At 69.1% G+C, this 19,624-nt stretch carries 15 protein-coding genes and 3 pseudogenes; 11 read left to right on the top strand and 7 right to left on the bottom strand.

What is annotated here, in order from left to right; genetic code table 11:
• Window positions 1-72: 72 nt before the first annotated feature.
• The gene (locus ACFVKT_RS38270; protein WP_385740939.1) at window positions 73-777 is read right to left on the bottom strand and encodes a FadR/GntR family transcriptional regulator; all 705 of its coding nucleotides are present in this window, start codon (window positions 775-777) and stop codon (window positions 73-75) included.
• Window positions 778-1,184: 407 nt separating this feature from the next.
• On the opposite strand from ACFVKT_RS38270, the gene ACFVKT_RS38265 reads away from it, so the two are divergent.
• The 10 genes and pseudogenes from ACFVKT_RS38265 to ACFVKT_RS38220 all read left to right on the top strand — a co-directional run bounded on the left by ACFVKT_RS38265 (window position 1,185) and on the right by ACFVKT_RS38220 (window position 13,192).
• Window positions 1,185-3,980: a SpoIIE family protein phosphatase gene (locus tag ACFVKT_RS38265; protein ID WP_385740936.1), complete on the top strand. Its 2,796-nt coding sequence runs from the start codon at window positions 1,185-1,187 to the stop codon at window positions 3,978-3,980.
• A gap of 404 nt (window positions 3,981-4,384) precedes the next feature.
• Window positions 4,385-5,275: an ABC transporter substrate-binding protein gene (locus ACFVKT_RS38260; RefSeq protein WP_385740933.1), complete on the top strand. Its 891-nt coding sequence runs from the start codon at window positions 4,385-4,387 to the stop codon at window positions 5,273-5,275.
• A pseudogene (locus ACFVKT_RS38255) lies at window positions 5,275-5,889 on the top strand (amino acid ABC transporter permease); the annotation flags it as partial. The gene ACFVKT_RS38260 and the pseudogene ACFVKT_RS38255, both read left to right, overlap by 1 nt.
• 186 nt (window positions 5,890-6,075) lie before the next feature.
• Window positions 6,076-6,879, top strand: coding sequence for an amino acid ABC transporter ATP-binding protein (locus ACFVKT_RS38250; RefSeq protein ID WP_385741073.1), 804 nt, complete (start codon window positions 6,076-6,078; stop codon window positions 6,877-6,879).
• Entirely contained in the window at window positions 6,876-7,307 is a 432-nt protein-coding gene (locus tag ACFVKT_RS38245; protein WP_385740930.1) for a RidA family protein, read from the top strand. The genes ACFVKT_RS38250 and ACFVKT_RS38245 overlap by 4 nt, the downstream gene beginning before the upstream one ends.
• Window positions 7,304-8,419: an acetamidase/formamidase family protein gene (locus tag ACFVKT_RS38240; RefSeq protein ID WP_385740927.1), complete on the top strand. Its 1,116-nt coding sequence runs from the start codon at window positions 7,304-7,306 to the stop codon at window positions 8,417-8,419. Before ACFVKT_RS38245 ends, ACFVKT_RS38240 begins: the two co-directional genes overlap by 4 nt.
• Window positions 8,420-8,526: 107 nt before the next feature.
• A complete protein-coding gene (locus tag ACFVKT_RS38235; protein WP_385740924.1) occupies window positions 8,527-9,264 on the top strand; it encodes a FadR/GntR family transcriptional regulator in 738 nt (245 codons plus the stop codon).
• Window positions 9,265-9,491: 227 nt separating this feature from the next.
• Window positions 9,492-10,874: an acetamidase/formamidase family protein gene (locus ACFVKT_RS38230; RefSeq protein WP_385740921.1), complete on the top strand. Its 1,383-nt coding sequence runs from the start codon at window positions 9,492-9,494 to the stop codon at window positions 10,872-10,874.
• A 187-nt stretch (window positions 10,875-11,061) separates the two neighbouring features.
• On the top strand, window positions 11,062-12,702 hold the full coding sequence (locus ACFVKT_RS38225; RefSeq protein ID WP_385740918.1) for an amidase family protein: 1,641 nt from the start codon (window positions 11,062-11,064) through the stop codon (window positions 12,700-12,702).
• A 163-nt stretch (window positions 12,703-12,865) separates the two neighbouring features.
• Window positions 12,866-13,192, top strand: a complete 327-nt coding sequence (locus ACFVKT_RS38220) for a putative quinol monooxygenase (protein WP_385740915.1) — start codon at window positions 12,866-12,868, stop codon at window positions 13,190-13,192.
• Between the two features lie 409 nt (window positions 13,193-13,601).
• Here ACFVKT_RS38220 and ACFVKT_RS38215 read toward each other — a convergent pair.
• The 6 genes and pseudogenes from ACFVKT_RS38215 to rpe all read right to left on the bottom strand — a co-directional run.
• Window positions 13,602-13,810: pseudogene (locus ACFVKT_RS38215) on the bottom strand (deaminase); the annotation flags it as partial.
• Between the two features lie 262 nt (window positions 13,811-14,072).
• On the bottom strand, window positions 14,073-14,498 hold the full coding sequence (locus ACFVKT_RS38210; RefSeq protein WP_385740912.1) for a barstar family protein: 426 nt from the start codon (window positions 14,496-14,498) through the stop codon (window positions 14,073-14,075).
• Window positions 14,495-14,602: pseudogene (locus ACFVKT_RS38205) on the bottom strand (ribonuclease N); the annotation flags it as partial. The gene ACFVKT_RS38210 and the pseudogene ACFVKT_RS38205, both read right to left, overlap by 4 nt.
• Window positions 14,603-14,639: 37 nt before the next feature.
• Window positions 14,640-15,296: a maleylpyruvate isomerase N-terminal domain-containing protein gene (locus ACFVKT_RS38200; protein WP_385740909.1), complete on the bottom strand. Its 657-nt coding sequence runs from the start codon at window positions 15,294-15,296 to the stop codon at window positions 14,640-14,642.
• Between the two features lie 152 nt (window positions 15,297-15,448).
• Window positions 15,449-16,492 (bottom strand): sugar-binding transcriptional regulator, encoded by a 1,044-nt coding sequence (locus tag ACFVKT_RS38195; protein WP_385740906.1) that lies wholly within the window; start codon window positions 16,490-16,492, stop codon window positions 15,449-15,451.
• Between the two features lie 78 nt (window positions 16,493-16,570).
• Window positions 16,571-17,257 carry a ribulose-phosphate 3-epimerase gene (gene rpe, locus ACFVKT_RS38190; RefSeq protein WP_385740903.1) on the bottom strand — a complete coding sequence of 229 codons (687 nt, stop codon included), beginning with the start codon at window positions 17,255-17,257 and terminating at the stop codon, window positions 16,571-16,573.
• Between the two features lie 134 nt (window positions 17,258-17,391).
• Here rpe and ACFVKT_RS38185 point away from each other — a divergent pair, with 134 nt between their 5' ends.
• Entirely contained in the window at window positions 17,392-19,563 is a 2,172-nt protein-coding gene (locus ACFVKT_RS38185) for an MMPL family transporter (protein ID WP_385740901.1), read from the top strand.
• Window positions 19,564-19,624: the final 61 nt, after the last annotated feature.

The raw sequence follows: 19,624 nt of genomic DNA, 5'->3' as shown, positions 1-19,624 counted from the left end.
GGGATGGGAAACCATGGCCCGTACAGATATATGCGGTGGTGCCTGCTACTCGGTCGCGTCGCCCATCGGCGCTCAGACGTCGGAAGCGACGTAGCGGTCGAAGTCGTCTTCGGTCTGGCTCATGTGACCGATCATGGCCAGCCGGGCGGCTTCGGGATCCCGACTGCTCAAGGCCGCCAGGACGAGCCGGTGCTGTTCGATCGCGTGGTCCCTGATCTCCGCGTGGGAGGAGGTCTGGGTCCGCGTGACATGGAGCAGCTGACTGATGGGATCGAACAGCGCGGCGATGAAAGGGTTGCGTGACGCGCTGAGCACAATCTGGTGGAACGCGAGGTCCGCCCGGACGAAGCCCTCGACATCCGCGGCCTTGGCCGCGTCGACCATGTCGGAAAGGCTTGCTTCCAGATCCTCGAGATCCTCCTCCGAGCACCGGGTGGCCGCGAGTTCGCAGGCGGCCGCCTCGATGAACCGTCGCGCCTCGATCAGGCGCTTGGGCAGCGAGGGGTCGGAGCCGACCCGGTGGGCCAGCAGCTGCGGGTCCAACGCAGACCACTGTGATACCGGATTGACGAACATTCCCCTGCCGTGGTGCACCTGGACAACCGACTTGCTGACGAGGCTTTTGACGGCCCCGCGCAGGGTCGGTCGACTCACGCCCAGGAGAGCGGCGAGGTCCTGCTCATTGGGAAGGGTGGAACCAGCGGGGTACTTGCCCGAGGTGATGTCGCGGATCAGCGCGTCAGCCGCCGTGTCGACAAGGTCCCGTCGTTCAGCCATTCCCAGCTCCTCACACCTCAGACGTCAGAGGACTTGAGGAGGACAGTAGGTGCCGAACCGAACATAGTCAACGGTTCAACGGAAACATCTCAGAAACCCTGCCGTTTCCGACAGGTGCACCCGGAGACGGGACGAACCACCCCAGGCAAGGGCGCGCCCCCCGCACGCGACGGTCGGCCGAGCCGGACTCGGCAACGGCTCCGCACAGGCCGTCCGGAGCGCTTTGCCGGTCGACCCGGCCGACGACCCCCACGGTCGGCCGAGATCGATGGCGCGCGAATGAGCGCACCCCACACCGCAGTTGTAGTTATTTCTGCAAAGTAATCCAAAACGATATCAATCGGAATACAATGCCAAGATGGCGGGAAACCGCGCGGGCAATCACCTGTACCGAAAAGGTGATCTGCATGATCGGCTTCTGGGACGACGGGCATTTCGAGCCGAGCGCACGCACCCATGAGCGGTTCGTCACCGGGGAGCCCCTCGACGGCGGCGTGCGAGGACCCATCCTGAGGTCATGGCAGCGCTGCCAGGCTCTGGGGCTGCTGCCTGACCGGTTCGAGCTTCCGTATGTGTCGGATCTCGACCTGGGAACGCGGCTGATGGACGCGGCGGTTCCGGTGCTCGGCCGGCTTGCCTCGACGCTCGTGGGCTCCAACGCGAGCGTGGTCCTCACCGACGACGAGGGACGGCTGCTCCAGCGCCACACCGGGGACCACTCGTTCACCAAGCATCTGGACAAGATCCAGTTCGCCCCGGGATTCCGGTATTCGGAGCGCATCGCGGGCACGAACGCCATCGGCACGGCGCTCGCCGAGCGCAGACTCCACGTCGTCCTGGGCGCTGAGCACTACGCAGAATGCCTCCAGCCGTACGCGTGCTTCACGGCTCCCGTGCGCGATCCGATCAGCGGGCGTATCGAGGGCGCTGTGGACCTCACGTGCTGGAGCACCGACGCGAAGCCGGGCATGGCGACCGTCGTCCGCGACGCGGCCACCGCCATCGAGCGGCGGCTGATGGAGCGGAGCACGGAGCGGGAGCGCGCTCTGCTCAGGGCGTATATGCAGGCCAGAAAGGGCGCCCGGCCGAGCACCGGGTCCCGGCACCTCAGTCCTGCCGGAACGGACACCCTGGCCGACAGCGAGCTGGGCTGGGCCGATCAACAGATCCTGAGGGAGAAGGCCACAGAGCTGTTCTCCGTGGGTAGTTGGGGTGTCGCGGAGGTCCCGATCTCCAAGGGCCAGGTGGTCACGCTCCTGTGCCGGCCGCTGGTGACACCCTCCGGAGTCGCCGGTGCCGCCGTTGAGGCGATCCTCCCCCACGAACCCGACCGGATCGTCACCGTGCCTCCTCTCCCCGTGGACCCGGTCCCGGAACCCCCGTCGATCGCCACGGCACCGCTCCCCGCGTCGGGCCCGACGGACCCGCACCCCGAAGGCGCCGAGGCGATCGAGCAGCCCGAGCACGTCCTGCTGCGCGGCACCGGGGCCGTCGGCATGGAGCGACTGCTCCTGGTGGGCGAGCCAGCCGTCGGGAAGATCGCCATCCGGACTCGGCAGCGCCTGCAACTCCTGCATGACGCGGGCCTGCGTATGGGCACCAGCTTGGACATGTCACTGACTGCGGAGCAACTCGCCACGGTGGCGGTCCCGCGGCTCGCCGACTACGTCACGGTCGATCTGCTCGACTCGATCCTGCGCGGCGAGGACCCCGTCGACCGCGCGGAGAACGTCCACCGGATAGCGGTCAAAGGGATGTGGGAGAACTGCCCTCTCTACCCCGTGGGCGAGGTGTTCAGGTTCGCCGACGGGACGCCCCAGGCCCACTGCCTCACGAGCGGACGGTCGATGCTCGAACCGGACCTGAACGTCGCACCCGGCTGGTTGGCCCAGGATCCCGTACGCGGCGAGAGGCTTCTTCTCGACCACGGGATCCATTCCCTCATCACGGTTCCGCTCCGAGCCTCCGGAATCGTCCTGGGCCTGGTCACCTTCTACCGCTCGGGGAAACTGGACCCGTTCGAGGGGGACGACCTCTCCCTCGCCGAGGAGTTGGTGGCTCACGCCGCGGTATGCCTGGACAACGCCCGCCGCTACACACGCGAACACGCGATGGCCGAGGCGCTGCAGCGCAGCCTGCTCCCCCGCGGTCTGCCCGATCATGAGGCCGTGGAGGCTGCCTACCGCTACCTGCCCGCACGAGCCGGAGTCGGCGGTGACTGGTTCGACGTCGTCCCCCTGTCCGGCGCCCGCGTGGCCCTGGTCGTGGGCGATGTGGTCGGCCACGGCATTCAGGCCGCCGCCACCATGGGCCGGCTGCGCACCGCGATCCACAACTTCTCCGCTCTGGATCTCCCCCCGGACGAACTCCTCGCCCAACTCGACGACCTGGTCAGCCGTCTTGACGGCGAGGGACCGACCGAGGGCGGAGGACCGGGGATCACCGGCAGCACCTGCCTGTACGCCGTCTACGACCCGACCTCCGGTTGTTGCACGATGGCCCGCGCCGGCCATCCACTCCCGGCTGTCGTCGCCCCTGACGGCACCGCCACCTTCCCGGAACTGCCTCCAGGGCCGCCCCTTGGCTTGGGCGGACTGCCCTTCGAGACGGCCGAACTGCAGCTGCCCGCGGGGAGCCAGCTGGTGTTCTACACCGACGGCCTTCTGGAGGGGCACCGGAGTGACATAGACGCCGGCATCGAGATACTGCGTCGCGCCCTGACCGTCCCCGACCGGCCCGCCGAGGAGACGTGTGAGGCCGTCCTGGACACCATGCTGCCCGCACGGTCGAGTGACGACGTCACTCTGCTCGTAGTACGCACACGCACCCTGGACGCCCAGCAGGTCGCATCCTGGGATGTCCCCTCCGACCCCGCCATGGTCTCCACCATGCGATCCGCCCTCACCCGCACGCTGACCGAATGGGGCCTGGACGACCTCGGCTTTTCCACCGAGTTGATTCTCAGTGAGCTCGTCACCAACGCCATCCGCCATGCGGCCGGCCCCATCCGGGTGCGTCTGCTTCGTACCCGGAGCCTGATCTGCGAAGTCTCCGACGCCAGCAGCACATCACCCCATATGCGGCGTGCTGCTATGACCGACGAGGGCGGGCGCGGCCTGTTCCTCGTCGCGCAGCTCGCCCAACGCTGGGGCACCCGCTACACCGCTGCGGGCAAGATCATCTGGGCCGAACAGGACATCTGACGTCCGGCGATCATCCGTGCGCCCCCGGGGACGGCGGCGGCACGCGGTTCCCCGAAGGTCCATGACCCCATGACGGTCGACCGTCCACCGTCGAGCGAGCAGCCACCGACGCGGCCCCGCGCTGTGCCCCTTCGCCACACCGCACCGGCGTCGTCGCGGTCCGTGCATGTCCTCTACGGCCGGCCACGCGTATTTCCTGGACCCCACCGCCCGAGGCCGTCCGGTTACCTCCACATTTCCCGGAGCACCGCGACAACCGGCCTTTGTTGCATCCAGGTAATAACGCCATGACGTTCACGCCCGGCTACTGACGCACCCACAGGCCGTTCATAAGGTGAGGGCACTTGGTCGGACCATCGGACCAATAAGTCTCCTCACTCCCCGCGAACGAGAGGAATGCCTCCATGCGCCCCCTTCTGCCGATAACCGTGGCGTTCGCCGCATCCGCCGTCCTGCTGACGGCCTGCGATGCCGGGTCGCCGTCGAACGCCGCGGCCTCGACCACCCCCGTCTCGCCGGCCTGCAAGAAGCTGCAGTCCGCCCATCCGGAACTTGCGGGCAAGACGTTCACCAACGCGATCAATCCGCACACGCCCGGCTACGAGGCGCTCGATCCCAACGATCCGAGCAGATACGTAGGGTTCGACATCGATCTCGGCACCGCTCTGGGCCAGTGTCTGGGCTTCAAGCTGGACTACAAGCCGGTGGCCTTCCCAGCGCTGTTGCCCACGCTGCAGAGCGGCCAGGCCGACCTCGTCATCTCCGACATCTACGCCACCAAGGACCGTGCCAAGGCCGCCGACTTCGTGACCTACTCGAAGGTCTACGACGGGGTGCTGGTGAAGAAGGGAAACCCGAAGAAGCTCACGGGCATCAACACCTCGCTCTGCGGGTCGACGGCCGCGCTCAACACCGGCTTCGTAGAGGTGCCCCTGGTCCAAGACCTGGCCGACGCATGCAAGGCCGCCGGTCGCCCGGCTCCGCAGGTCCAGCTGTACGACAACAACGCCCAGTGCATCCAGGCGATCCTCGCCGGCCGCGCCGACACCTACATCAACGACGTGAACACCGTGACGGGGGCGGTCAAGGCGTACCCGAACCAACTGGCCAAGGCGACCGCCGTGACGCTGCCCTACTCCATCGGTATCGCGGTGCCGAAGGACAAGACCGGGTTCCGGGACGCCCTCAAGGCCGCTCTCGTGGAGATCCAGAAGGACGGCACCCAGACCAAGTTGCTCAAGAAGTGGTCCCTGGAGGCGGGCACTCTGGAGGCTCCGCGGCTGGTGACCGGCTGATGTCCCAGTTCCTCCACTACCTCGAACTGCCGTATCTGCTGCAGGGAATCCTCATCACCCTGGAGCTGACCGCGCTGGGGCTGCTCGGCGGTCTGATACTGGGATTCGTGCTGGCGAGCATGCAACTGTCCCGGCACCGTTCGCTGTCCGCGGTGGCGCGCGGATACACGATCATCTTCCGGGGCACCCCGCTGATCCTCCAGCTGGTCTTCGCCTACGACGCACTGCCGCACGCAGGTCTGACCCTGAGCCCTCTGACGGCGGCCGGGCTCGCTCTCGCGGCCAACGAGGCCACCTTCATCGCGGAGGTCTTCCGGTCCGGCGTGCTCGGGGTGGACAGGGGCCAGGTCGTCGCCGGGCAGGCGCTCGGTATGACACCGCTCGTGATCATGAGGAGAGTCGTTGCTCCGCAGGCGATACGCCTCATGGTCCCGGCCCTCGGCAACGAAGCCGTCACGACGCTCAAGAACTCCTCGCTCGCCTCGTTCATCGCCGTCCAGGAACTCACCCTGCGCAGCACCCAACTCGCATCGTCCACCTTCGACTTCTTCTCCGTCTTCTTCGCCTCCGGCGTCATGTACCTCGTCCTCACCGGCGGCATCAGCGCGATCCAACTGGCGGCCGAGCGTGCCCTCGATCTGGACCGCCCCGCCTCCCGTTCGTGGGCACGACGGCTGCTGCCTTTCCGCCGGGCCACCGCCGTGCCCGTACCCGTGGCCGCAGCGGTGAAGGAACCCGTGTCCGACGACGAGCCATGGGTACCTCCGACGCCACCCGAGCCGCCGGAGCGGGAAGCGCGGATGACCGCCCTCGCCTCCGCCCCGGCCGCAGTAGAGGTCCGCTCCCTGCACAAGTCGTACGGGGCGCACGTCGTCCTCGACGGGCTCGACATGACCGTGCGTACCGGCGAGGTCGTGGCGCTGCTCGGTCCGAGCGGATCCGGAAAGAGCACCCTGCTGCGCAGCATCAACCACCTGGAGGAAGCCAATTCCGGAGCGGTCCTGATCGGCGGGCGCCGCATCGGCTACCGCGACGACGGCAAGCCGCTCTCGCCCGCGAAGATCGCGAACGCCCGCGCGGAAGCCGGGGTGGGCATGGTCTTCCAGCACTTCAATCTCTTCAGCCACCTCACCGCCCTCGAAAACGTGGCGGTGCCCCTGCGACGGGTGCACCGGCTGCCCGCCGAAGAGGCGGAAGGCAGGGCGGCCGAACTGCTCGAACGGGTCGGTCTCGCCCACCGGGCGGGAGCGCTGCCCCGGCACCTGTCGGGAGGGCAGCAGCAGCGCGTGGCCATCGCCCGCGCACTCGCGCCCAGTCCCCGGGTCCTGCTGCTCGACGAGCCGACCTCGGCCCTCGATCCGGAACTCGTCCACGAAGTACTCGAGGTGATCCGCCGACTCGCCCGCGAGGACGGTCTGACCATGCTCATCGCCACCCACCAGCTGCGCTTCGCCCAGGAGGTGGCCGACCGGGTGGTGTTCATGAGCGACGGCTCCGTGACCGAGGAAGGGCCCGCCGATGAGCTCCTCACGCGTCCCAGGCATCCGGCGACCGCGCGGTTCCTGCGGGTCATGGGCGCGCAGACCATGGGAGGGGCGGCATGACTGTCCCGGCCGATGCCCCGACAGGCAAGGAGACCTTCGTCTTCTCGGCTGAGGACGGGGTGCCCCCGCAAGTGGGCCCCTTCGCGCACGCGACCCGCTTCGGGCCGATGGTCTTCGTCACCGGCCAGATGCCCACCGACCCGGCCACCGACCGGTTGGTCGAAGGCGGCGTGCTCGCCCAGGCGGAGCAGGTGCGCCGCAATCTGGAGGCCGTGCTCCGACAGTTCGGCCTCACGCTCGACGACGTGCTGATGGTCCGGGTCTATCTGACCGACTTCGCCGACTTCGGCGCCTTCAACACGGCCTACGAAACCTGGTTCGAGGGCCCGCTGCCGAGCCGTACCTGCGTCGGCGTCACCGGTCTCGCCGTGGGCGCCGCCATCGAGATCGATCTCATCGCCGGCATACCGGAGAGGAACCACTCATGAGCCTGCCCCTCCTTCAGCCCCACGAGGGGCCTCTTCCCGGCCGCCACTACCTGGCCTCGACCGGCGACACGGTCACCTGGGGATGGCTGCCCGCCGAAGGGACCGCACCGGTCGCCCGGATCGGCTCCGCGGAAACCATCACCGTGGACACGGTGTCCCACGAGGGCATCATGGAAGACCAGGGCAGGGACCCCGTGGCCTTCTTCGGCCAGTTCGGGATCGACCCCGGGTCCGTGCTGCGAGACGCCGCCGACATCGCCGCCCAGCACCCCGTCCGCGACGCCGCCGGCGACGGACCACACATCACCACCGGACCCATCGCGGTCAGCGGGGCGAGAGCCGGCGACGTACTGCGGGTCGACTTCCTCGAGCTCGTGCCGCGGGCCCCGTACGGCGTCATCTCCAGCAGGCACGGGTACGGCGCCCTGGCCGGGGAGCTCCCCCACCTGCCGCACCCCGGCTTCGTGCCCGATCCGGGCGACCCGGAGAAGGCGGGCTCCGTCTCCACGTTCTGCCGGGCCACGGCGGACCTGACGGGCAGCATCGCGGTGCCGGGAGGCCGGGAACTGCGTTTCCCCCTCGCACCGTTCCTCGGGCTGGTCGGGGTGACGAACGCGGGCGCCACTCCGCTCAACTCGGTACCCCCCGGGCCGTTCGGCGGGAATATGGACGTCAAGGACCTCGTCGTCGGCACCAGCCTCTACCTGCCTGTACAGGTGGACGGGGCCGGGCTCTACGTCGGAGACCCCCACTACGCCCAGGGGCACGGCGAAGTCGCGCTGACCGCGCTGGAGGCTCCTCTGCGCGCGACCCTGCGCGCGACGGTACTGCCGGCGGCGGAAAGCCGAGCACTGCTGGGGTTGTTGCGCCGGCCCCTCGGTGAAACGCCGGAGCACTGGATCGCGCTCGGGCTCCACCGCGACCTCAACGAGGCGGTCCGCGAAGCGGTCCGCGAAGCCCTGCGGCTGCTCGCGGATCTGTACGAGGTGCCGACGGACATCGGGTACGCCTATCTGAGTGCCGCCGCGGACTTCGTGGTGAGCCAGGTGGTGGACGACGTCAAGGGCGTCCACTGCCTGATCCGTAAGAGCGACTTCGGCGCGTGGACATGATCGTGGAAGACTGTCGGAGCCGGCGACCCCGGCCGCGGGCTGAAACCCGGACCCGACGTGATCGGGCACGGTACGCTGGCTGCACGTTCGGCAAGGAGGTAAAGGGCGTGGGGGTGGCGAAGGTGCGGCCGCTGCGGACCCGTGCTCACAGCATCAGTGACGCCCTGGTCGCGCATCTGGAACAGATGATGGCGCTGGGCGAGATCGCCCCGGGCGACAGGCTGCCGTCGGAACGCGAACTGGCCGAGTCACTGTCCGTGTCGCGGACCTCCCTGCGGGAGGCCCTGCACCAGCTGGAGGCCAAGCACCTCATCGAGCGCCGGCCGGGCCGCGGCACAGTGGTGCTGGCTCCTCCCACCCAGGTCGACGATCTCTACACGAATCTGACCGAGTTGGCCGAGGCCGACCGCGAACTGGGGAACGTCGCCGAGCTGCGGATGGTCATCGAACCGAAGATCGCCGAATTCGCGGCACTGCGCGCCACCAGCGCCGACCTGCTGCAGATGGACGACATCCTGCACGCCACGGACGAGGATCTCCTGGGTGCCAAGTCGCTCGAACTCGACATCAAGTTCCACCTGACGCTGGCCAGGGCAAGCCACAACCCGCTGCTCACCGCCCTCACCACGATGGTCAGTTCATGGACCACCCCGGTGCGCAAGGACTCCCACAGCACACCGGAAGGGCGTCGGGCATCGCTGGCCGGCCACCAGGCGATCCGTGACGCGATCGAGGCCCGTGACCCGGGCGCGGCAGCCCGTGCCATGAGCCGTCACCTCGCCGACGTCGACCAGCTCATCCGGCGCTCGCGCGACGAGAGCGCGTCCTCCTCCGACCAGGCCTGACCATCGGCCTCAGCGCCTCCCCGGCGCCGGCCGGACCTGACGTCTGACCAGGTCTGGCCTCTCTCTTCACCGCTGCGCACGACAGGACAGCGTGGCTCCTCCTGCGAGTCCCCCTCCCACCGGATCTGCCCGGGTGCTTCCCGGCCACAGCGCAGTGACGTGTTCCGGTCGTGGCGGGCCCCGATCCGACAGCAGAGCGATCCAACGACACGAACTCTGGAGTACCCGTGAACCCTTCCGCCATGGACCCGGACAACGCCCGGGAGCTGCTCATCTCCGGCCTCGGGCGCCGCGGTTTCCTCCGCGCCGCCACCGCCGTGACCACCGCGGGCACCGCGGCGACCCTGTTGTCGAACGGCACGGCGCAGGCGGCGCAGCCGACGGCCGCGCTTCCGAAGGAGATCCTCCAGCCCGGCAGAGGAACCATCCACGGCAAGCACTACGTGCCGTCCCTTCCGGAGCGGGTCCGCTGGGGGTACGTGCCCTCGGTCGGCAGTCAGCCGGTCCTGCGGATGCGATCCGGTGAGTCGGTGACCGTGGACACAGTCTCCCACGAGGGACTTCTGGAAGACCAGGGCCGCGACCCCGCCGCCTATTTCAGGAGCCACGGTGTGCCGGCCGATCAGGTGCTGGACGACGCGGTCGCCATCGCCCGCGACTACAACCGCACGGACCGCGACTTCGACGTCGACGGCCCGCACGTGGTCACCGGCCCGATCCACGTCGAGGGAGCGCGGCCCGGTGACGTACTGAAGATCGAGATTCTCTCGCTGCTGCCCCGGGTGCCCTACGGCGTCGTGTCGAGCCGGCACGGAAAGGGCTCCCTCGCCCGCCAGGCCGGTGGCTCCGCTCCGGTGGGGATCACACTCGACGAGGTCATGCCTCCGGTGGCGACGGACGGCCGGCCCACGGGCGACCCCATGCACTACGGCAATGTCTCCGTCTTCACACCGGTCCGCCGGGGCAACGGCGGCGCAGTCAACGGCGTGATGCCGTTCGGCACTTCAGGTGAGGTCGCCTTCCCGCTCAAGCCTCACATGGGCATGATGGGCGTCGCCTTCACCTCCGAGAACGACCTCACCGCACCGGCGCTCAACTCGATCCCGCCGACCCTCGGCGGTGGCAACATCGACATCAACCGGCTCCAGCAGGGCTCGACCCTGTACCTCCCGGTCTTCTCCGAAGGCGCTCTGTTCTACACCGGCGACCCGCACATGGCCATGGGCAACGGCGAAGTGGCCCTCACCGCCATGGAAGGTTCCCTGCGCACGACGTTCCGCCTCACGGTGTGTCGGCAGGGCTCCGGCGACGCCCCGTCCGTCGCGTTCCACTACCCCTTCGCCGAGACCCAGGACGCCTGGGTGGCCGTGGGCCTGTCGGATCCCGACGGAGGCCTGAACGGCCAGATCAGCGAACTGAACATCGCCATGCGGCGCGCGGTGGTCAACGCACTGGACTTCCTCGAGCACGACCTCGGAATGGACCGGGCCGTGGCCTACGCCTACCTGTCGGCGGCCGCCGACTTCGAGGTGTCCCAGGTCGTGGACCGCACCGTCGGTGTCCACGGCGTCATCCAGAAGGCGCACTTCCCCCCGCGGCACCACAAGTAGGGGTGCCGAGCGAGCATCAGATCCCCTCCCCGGCCGGCGGGACTCACCCGCCTTCGGCATCGGACCAGCCGAGGCTCTGACGGGTCGTCGGTCCCCAGCCGTCCAAGGCGCGCGCGTGCCGCCGAGGACTCGAACCATTCACACCTTGCCGCCGCCAACGGCGGTACCAGAGAGGGCCAGTGGACACATGAGCGAGCACAGCAGTCTGAACAGACGTGGTTTCATCGGCGCCGTGGGCGCCGTCGGCGCGCTGAGTATCGTCGGCGAGACCGCCGGCCCGGCCGCCGCGCAGGGATCGGCCGCGTCGAAGACCGCGGCCGCCGCGTCCGGGTCGCGGTCCGGCACGGGCGGGTTCGATCTGATCGAGGCGACGGTCGCCGACATCCACGACGCCTACCGCCGTGGCCGGCTGACGTGCCGTCAGCTGGTGCAGCTGTACCTCGACCGGATCGCCGCGTACGACAAGCAGGGACCGACCCTGAAGTCGCTCATCACCGTCAATCCACGTGCACTCGAGACCGCTGACGAACTCGACCGCCAGTACCGGCGTTCCGGCCTGACCGGCGCGCTGCACGGCATCCCGGTGATCCTCAAGGACAACTACGACACCTTCGACATGCCGACCACGGGCGGCAACACGGCGATGCGTACCTCCGTGCCGCCGACAGACGCCTTCACGGTCGCCAAGATGCGGAGGGCCGGCGCGATCATCCTCGCCAAGGCCAACCTGCAGGAGTTCGCACGGGGCGGCAACTCGATCAGCTCACTGGGCGGACAGGTCCTCAACCCCTACGACCTTACCCGCACCCCCGGGGGCTCCAGCGGTGGAACCGGCGCGGCGATCGCGTCGAACTTCGCCGTCCTGGGCACCGGCAGTGACACGGGCCAGTCGGTCCGCTCCCCCGCCTCGGCCAACAGTCTCGTCGGGGTGCGATGCACCCGGGGCCTGATCAGCCGCAGTGGTGTCATACCGGCCAGCATCACCCAGGACGAGCTGGGCCCCATCACCCGCACGGTGGAGGACGCGGCGCGGATGCTCGACGTGATGGCGGGCTTCGACCCTGCCGATCCCGTCACGGGATACGGCGTCGGCCGTCCTCCGCACAGCTATACGGACCACCTGGACCGGCACGCGCTCCGAGGCGCGCGTATCGGCGTGATGACCAACCTGTTCGGCACCGAGGCACGCCACGCGGAGGTCAACCGCGTGATGGAGCAGGTCATCTCCACCATGAAGGCACGGGGCGCGACCATCGTCCGGTTCAGCCTGCCGGAATACGACACTCTCCAGAACGTCGTGGTGACCTCCACCTGGGAAGCCCACACAGCGATGGACGCGTACTTCGAGACCCTCGGACCGGACGCCCCGGTGCACACCTTCGAACAGCTCGTCGCCTCCAAGACGGCGACACCCGATGCACAGGCGGCGATGGAACAGGAGATCGCCATCGTCGACGGACTGAACAACCCGACCTACAAGGACCACTTCGTCAACCGCGAGAAGCTGCGTCTCGCGGTCTCCGCCAAGATGGCCGAGCTCGACATCCAGGCGATCCTGTACCCGCTGCAGAAGGTGCTCGTCTCCTCGGTCGGAGTGCCCCAGCCGGAGCGCAACGGCACCCTGTCGAACGGCACAGGCTTCCCGGCCATCTGCTTCCCCGGCGGTTTCTCGGCCCCCACCTCGACGGCTCCGATCGGCGTACCGGTGGGCGCGGAGCTGCTCGGGCGTGAATTCGACGAGCCGGTGCTCCTCTCACTCGCCTATGCCTACGAGAAGGCCGCGACGAGCCGCAAGCCTCCGCGCAGCACCCCGCCTCTGGCGCGGTAACCGAGGGCCCTCGGGGCAATATCCCAAAGGGGAGGGGCCGAGGCTGGACAGTCTCGGCCCTCCTTCGGTGCAGCACTCGTTCCAGGAGATTCACGCCTCTCCTGGCCGGTCGTCCGAGCCGGCACCCCGACCCCGTGCACTGAAGCAAGCCTAGAATGGCTCAATGATCTTCATTGTTGTCAAATTTCCAGTGAAGCCCGAATATGCCGACCAGTGGCCGGATCACGTCGCCGACTTCACCGCCGGTACCAGGTCTGAGCCCGGCAACAAATGGTTCGAATGGTCTCGCAGCGTCGAGGACCCGACTACCTACGTCCTGGTCGAGGCCTTCGAAGACGGCGCTGCCGCGGCCCATGTGAACTCCGACCACTTCCGCGCGGGACTGGAGACAATGCGTCCCCTCCTCCGTCGCACACCCGACATCGTGAGTACGACGATCGAGGGCGCGGACGGCTGGAGCGCCATGGGCGAGCTCAAAATCGACAACTGAGCTCCGCGCACTCCGTCCGACGGTCATCGGCCGTTCCGCGAAGCGGAGTTCACGTACCCGCTCACCCCCCGCGGTGGGCGGACGCCGTCGTCACCACCCGCCAGGACTCCCAGCTAGCCCGCGCGGTTTCGCCTGCTCGGCACCCACCTGGCGGCCGGCTCTGGGACGGCAGTCCCGATTCAGCGAGCAGGCAACGGCTGATCACCCCTCAGGACAGGCCGAGACCGATGCCTTCGCCCAGCGGACCGGCCGCACCTCGACCGCGGCTTCCGGCTGCTGACCCGCTATACGCTGCGCAGGGGTCGGAGCCGGTCCTGACGGCGGCCACCCGGTGTGGTCGCGCTCGTGACAGACACCGCAGACCACCACGGCCTTGTACACGGGCCTTCCCAGCACGCCGTCCAACATTCCAGGGCCCACGCTGGGACCCGAACTTATTGCGGCCCATGATCTCGGCGCCGATGTTGCGCGCGCAGCCCCGCGTGAAGTAGTCGTCGAGTCCCCGGCTCCCCCAGATTCGGTACGCCTGGGCCAGCTTGCCGTGGCACCGGCCCAGGCAAACAGCCTCGCCGGGGCGACGGCGCGGCCGACCGGACTCTCCAGGCCACGAAAACTCATCGCTGCCTCCGTGACCGGTCATAAACCGGGTCACCTGCTGTCACAGACGGCGGCCGCCCAAGCAGTGACGTCATTGCTCGAGAACGTTCAGGCCGCCGTCGACCGCCATCCGGCGCCCGAACCGATGGACACACTGCCGCTTGAAACGCACGACGCCACGTCGCGGTCTTCCGCTACTTCGACGGCGTCCCGCGCGGGCCAACCTGGAGACCGGGGTGCGCCCGGTTCGCGACATCTCCGACATCGCACCTGGGGATGCTCGCTACCGGGGCCCCGCCAGCGCCATCACCACGGCCAGCGGGGTGTCCGTACCCCGCCAGTGTGCCGCCGCGTCGGCGAAGATCTCCTGCAGCACGCGCCAGTCCGCGGCCGAGGCCGCCGCGTACGCCTGCCAGTCCTGTACGAGGATCAGCCGGCCGTGCGGAGTGGGCCACCATCCGAGGTCGCCGAGGCAGTCGGCGAGGGCGTCCCAGTTGGCGCCGAACCAGTCCGGCAGGCGCAGCGCGGTGGCACACGCCGCCATCAGCCCGGTTTTGTCGGTGACGCCCGCGAGGTCCAGGACCGCGGTTTCCCAGTCGGCCTTCCGCGCGGCTTCGAGCGCACGTTCCACGGGCAGCTGGGCGGGCCAGGACAGGACACCGGCGGGTGAGCTTCCTTCGAGCACCGGCGCGAGCGGGTTGTCCGTCATCTCAGCACCGCCCTGACTGATTCGTTGTGATCATCGGTGTAGTAGATCTCGCCGCCCTGCCCGCTGACAATGCGGCACGCTTCCCGATCGCCCTCGCCGTGCGTTCCCTGCGCGCTCCCAGGGTCCCGTTCAGCTGGTCGGTCATCCCAGGATGAGCGGAAGTCTGGCGGCCAGCTCGCCCAGTTCGGCCTTCTCCGCGTCGGTCGGGGCACGTCGTCCGGTGCCGACCAGCAGCGCGTCCTTGTCGGAGACCGACGCGGGAAACGCGGCCCGGGCGATCTTCTCCAGCAGCTCGCGGGCCCGGGCGAGCCCTTCCGCGGGCGGATCCGCCGCGTCCGGGAGGTGGGCGACCAGGTCGAGGTGGTGCAGCGTCCACTCCAGGACGTAGGCGGAGAGGTAGTCGCCCGCGGTGAGAACCTCGTCGCGGGTGCCGACCCGCAGGCCCGGGTCGGCGAGTTCCGCGGCGCGCCCGGCGGCGGAGCCGACGTCGTCGAGGTGGAACTTGAGCAGCCAGGGCTCCTGATACGCGGCGGCCAGCCGGACGGTCAGCGCGTCCAGCGGGTCGTCACCGGTCGGCGGCGTCTCCGCGACCTCCCAGTAGGTCACCGCGTCGCGGGTCGGTTCCGTCTCCGCGGGGGTCACGAGGGTGATCAGGACGTCCTGGGCGTCGATCACCAGGTGGCACACCAGGTCCCGTACAAGCCAGCCGGTACAGCCGGACGGCCGCGCGAAGTCCTCGTCCGAGAGCCCGGCGACCGCCGTACGCAACGCTGTCCAGGAGCGCGAGAAGAGATCCACGACGGCACGTTAGTGCGGTGCGGCAAAGGCGGACAAGCACATGGGGAACAACCGGCCGGCGACGCCGAGAAGAGGCCGGACCGCCCCTCCCCGCGCGCGGGGAGGCATGATCCCGACCGCCGTCATGGCCACTCCTCGTACAAGTCAGTCCGTCAGACCCCGTCGGGATCCTCCCGGTTCAGCGCCGGACGCGGCGTCGCTCCCGCCGTCATCAGGTAGTCCGCAGCGGACGTGTCCGTCACCAGGCTGGTGACGAGCCCGGACCGCAGCACCGCGTCGATCGCGGCACCCTTGCGCTGACCGCCCGCGATCGCGATGACCTCGGGGATCCGGCGCAGCCGGTCCGTCTCGACGGTGATGCAGCGCTCACCGAGGTCCCGGCCGACCCGCCGCCCCTCGGCGTCGAAGAGGTGCGCGGACATCTCCGCGGCGACACCGAGGGTGGCGTAGTGGGCGCGCTCCTCCTCGGTGAGCATGTCGTGCACCGTCGAGATGCCCGCCTCCCAGGAACCGATGGAGACGCAGGCGACCGTGACCTTGTCGAAGTACTCGAAGGCGCGGGCGATCCCGGTCTGGCTGCGCAGTGCGGCCGCGGTGGCCGCGTCGGGCAGCAGCATCGGCGCGTAGATCGGGTGAGCGTCGCCGCCCGACACCTGGGCGGCCCGCCGTACCGCCTCCACCGAACCGCGCTCGGCGGTCCCGGCGTCGTACACCCCCGTCAACTGCACCACCGTGCAGGGCGGGAGCCGGTCGAGGGCCGCCGCCATGTGGATGGTGGAGCGGCCCCAGGCGAGGCCGAGCACATCGCCCTCGTTGACCAGCTCGCCGAGCAGGTCCGCGGCGACCTCGCCGAGGTTCTCGGGGTCGGGCGACTCCTGGGCCTCGGCCGGGGACTCCACCACGACCGCGTGCCTGAGGCCGTAACGGGCGCGCAGCGCGTCCGAGCGCTCCGCGTCCAACTCTGCGGGGACGCGGATCTCGATCCTCACGAGATCCCGTTCGAGAGCGGTCTCCAGGACCCGGGCCACTTTGAAGCGGCTGACGCCGAACTCCTCCGCGATCTGGATCTTGGATTTGCCCTCGAGGTAAAAGCGGCGGGCCATGGCCGCCGCCTGCACCAGCTCTGCGGGTCCCATCCGCATGGCTGACCGGCCCGCCGACATACCCGGCACGGCGATCTCCTCACTGCTGTTCACACTCTGGATTCGCCGTCCATCCTTGCAGATCCGGCGTATTTGATCAGCCCAGATGGGCGGCGTTCACGTTCCCTTCGGTCAGTGGCCGCACGCCCACGATGCCTGGGCCGTCACCTCCTGAGCCTGCGTGCGCAATGCACGTACCGCCTGGGCCGGGTCGGATGCCCCGTAGACGGCCGATCCGGCGACAAAAACGTCGGCTCCGGCCTCCGCACAGCGCTCGATCGTCGACGCCGAAACTCCTCCGTCGACCTGGAGCCAGAGTTCGAGACCGTGCTTGCTGATCAACTCGCGAGTGCGCCGGATCTTCGGGAGCATGATGTCGAGGAAGGCCTGACCGCCGAATCCCGGCTCGACCGTCATGATCAGCAGCATGTCGAGCTCGGGGAGCAGATCCTCGTACGGCTCGATCGGCGTCGCGGGCTTGAGCGCCATGGAGGCACGGGCACCCATGGCCCGGATTTCGCGGGCGAGCCGCACGGGCGCGGCGGCCGCCTCCACATGGAAGGTGACGGAACCGGCACCCGCTTCTACGTACTGAGGTGCCCACCGATCGGCGTCCTCGATCATCAGATGGCAGTCCAGCGGCGTATCCGTAGCACGGGCCAGGGACTCTACGACCGGCACACCAAGCGTGAGGTTCGGTACGAAATGGTTGTCCATGACGTCCACGTGGAGCCAGTCGGCCCCCTCCACCGCCTTTGCCTCCTCGGCAAGGCGGGCGAAGTCGGCGGACAGGATGCTGGGGTTGATCTGCACGGCCATGCCCCAAGACTGCCATGCCACGGGCCGGTCGCTCGCCTCGGTCCAGACCTAGGCCGTTCTGCGGATGTTGTGCCACGGCGCCACATGCCATGCTGGGCGGCCCACAGGCTCCAGGAGCGGCTACGGGGGTGGCCATGAGGGACCAACAGGGAACGCAACGGCGGGGAATCGCCTGGCTCGTCTGCGGTCGGCGCAGCAAGTGGGCGGTGGTGGGCCTGTGGCTGGTGCTGCTGGTTCTCACGGCACCGTTCGCCCAGAAACTCGCCGACGCCCAGGACAACGACGCGGCCTCCTGGCTGCCCGGCTCCGCCGAGTCCACCCAAGTCCTGCAGCTCTCCGAGGACTTCAGGCCGGAACAGATCCCCGCGGTCGTCGTGTACGCCCGTGCGGACGGTCTCACGGCACAGGACCGTGCGCAGATCACCGAGGACGCGGACCGGATCAAGCAGCTGACCGCGCACGGCATCCGCGGCGCGGAGACCCGGGGTCCGGTCTACGACCGGGAGACCGACCCGCGCGCGGCCCAGATCCTCGTCCCCATCACGATGGACGAGAAGGGCTGGGAGGAGATCGCTCCCGCGGTCGACTCGATCCGTGAGGTGACCGGCAAGGGCGGCGAGGGGCTCGCGGTGCATGTCACCGGCCCGGGCGGTACGTCCGCGGACTTCTCCGATGCCTTCGAGGGCATCGACTCCACCCTGCTGCTCTCCGCGCTGGGCGTCGTCATCGTGATGCTGCTGCTCACCTATCGCAGCCCCACTCTGATCATCGTCCCGCTGCTCGGGGTGATCGCCGCGCTGTTCACCGCGCAGGCGCTGATCTATCTCCTCGCCGAGCACGCGGGCCTGACGGTCAACGGCCAGAGCGCGGGGATCCTCACGGTGCTCGTCTTCGGCGCGGGGACCGACTATGCCCTGCTCCTGGTCGCCCGCTACCGGGAGGAACTGCGCCGCCACGAGGACCGCCACGAGGCGATGGCGCTGGCCCTGCACCGCGCGGGGCCCGCCGTACTCGCCTCGGGAGCCACCGTCGTCCTGAGCATGCTGGTGCTGCTGGCGGCCGAGATGAACTCCACTCGCGGCCTCGGCCCGGTCGCCGCGATCGGTGTCGCGGTCGCGCTGATCGCCATGGTGACCCTGTTCCCCGCCCTGCTGGTGATCTTCGGCCGCTGGATCTTCTGGCCGGTGATCCCGCACTTCGGCTCCGCCGATCCGACCGAGCGCGGCATCTGGGCACGCATGGGCGGCCGTATCGCCCGCCGCCCACGCATGATCTGGGGCGTCACGGCGGCGGCGCTCGCACTGCTCTCGCTGGGCCTGATCCAGCTGCGCGCGGAGGGCATCAGCAACGCGGACGCCTTCACCGGCAAACCCGACTCGATCGTCGGCCAGGAGGTGTCCGCGCGCTACTTCCCCGCGGGCAGCGGCGATCCGCTCGTCATCGTCAGCAACCGCGCCCAGGCCGAGGAGGTCGGTCAGGCGGTGGCCGCCACCTCCGGTGTCGTACCGGACTCCCTGGGCCTGCCACCCGGCACGAAGCCCGAGTTCGAGGGCAAGGTGCTGTTCGAGGCGACCATGACCGCCCCCGCCGACAGCGAGGCCGCGAAACAGACGGTGGAGCGGGTCCGGGACGCCGTCCACGCGGTCCCCGACGCCGACGCCCAGGTGGGCGGCGGCACCGCGTCCCTGCTCGACATGGACAAGGCGACGACTCACGACAACATTCTGATCATCCCGCTGGTGCTGGTCGTGGTGCTGCTGATCCTGTGCGGGCTGCTCCGTGCCCTGATAGCGCCTCTGCTGCTCATCGGAACGGTGGTGCTGTCCTTCGCGGCGGCGCTCGGCATCAGCGCCCTGGCGTTCCGGCACGTCTTCGACTACGCGGGCGAGTCGACCGACTTCCCCCTCTTCGTGTTCGTCTTCCTGGTAGCCCTGGGCATCGACTACAACATCTTCCTGACCACCCGCATCCGCGAGGAAGCGGCCCACCACGGCACCCGCAAGGGCGTGGTGACGGGCCTGACCGCAACCGGCGCCGTCATCACCTCCGCCGGCCTCGTCCTCGCGGGCACTTTCGCCGCGCTGGGCACACTGCCGATGGTGGCCTTCGCGGAGCTCGGCTTCACGGTGGCGCTCGGCGTCCTGCTCGACACCTTCATCGTGCGCTCGGTGCTGGTCACGTCCCTGTTCCTGGACGTGGGACCGAAGGTGTGGTGGCCGCACCGGCTGGCCCACGAGGACGACGGGGAGCCGCCGCCCGCGGTGGCTCCCTCGGAGGCACCGCAACCGGCCTCGCGGCCGGACTGACTCATCCCCTGGACCGTCGCCACGGGGGCGGTAGTGGCCCGCGCGAGCAGCCCGTCGACGA

Source organism: Streptomyces sp. NPDC127595 (assembly GCF_042671685.1).
Lineage (GTDB): Bacteria > Actinomycetota > Actinomycetes > Streptomycetales > Streptomycetaceae > Streptomyces.
The sequence above is the reverse complement of the archived record's forward strand: the minus strand, read 5'-3'. Positions and strand labels throughout refer to the sequence as shown.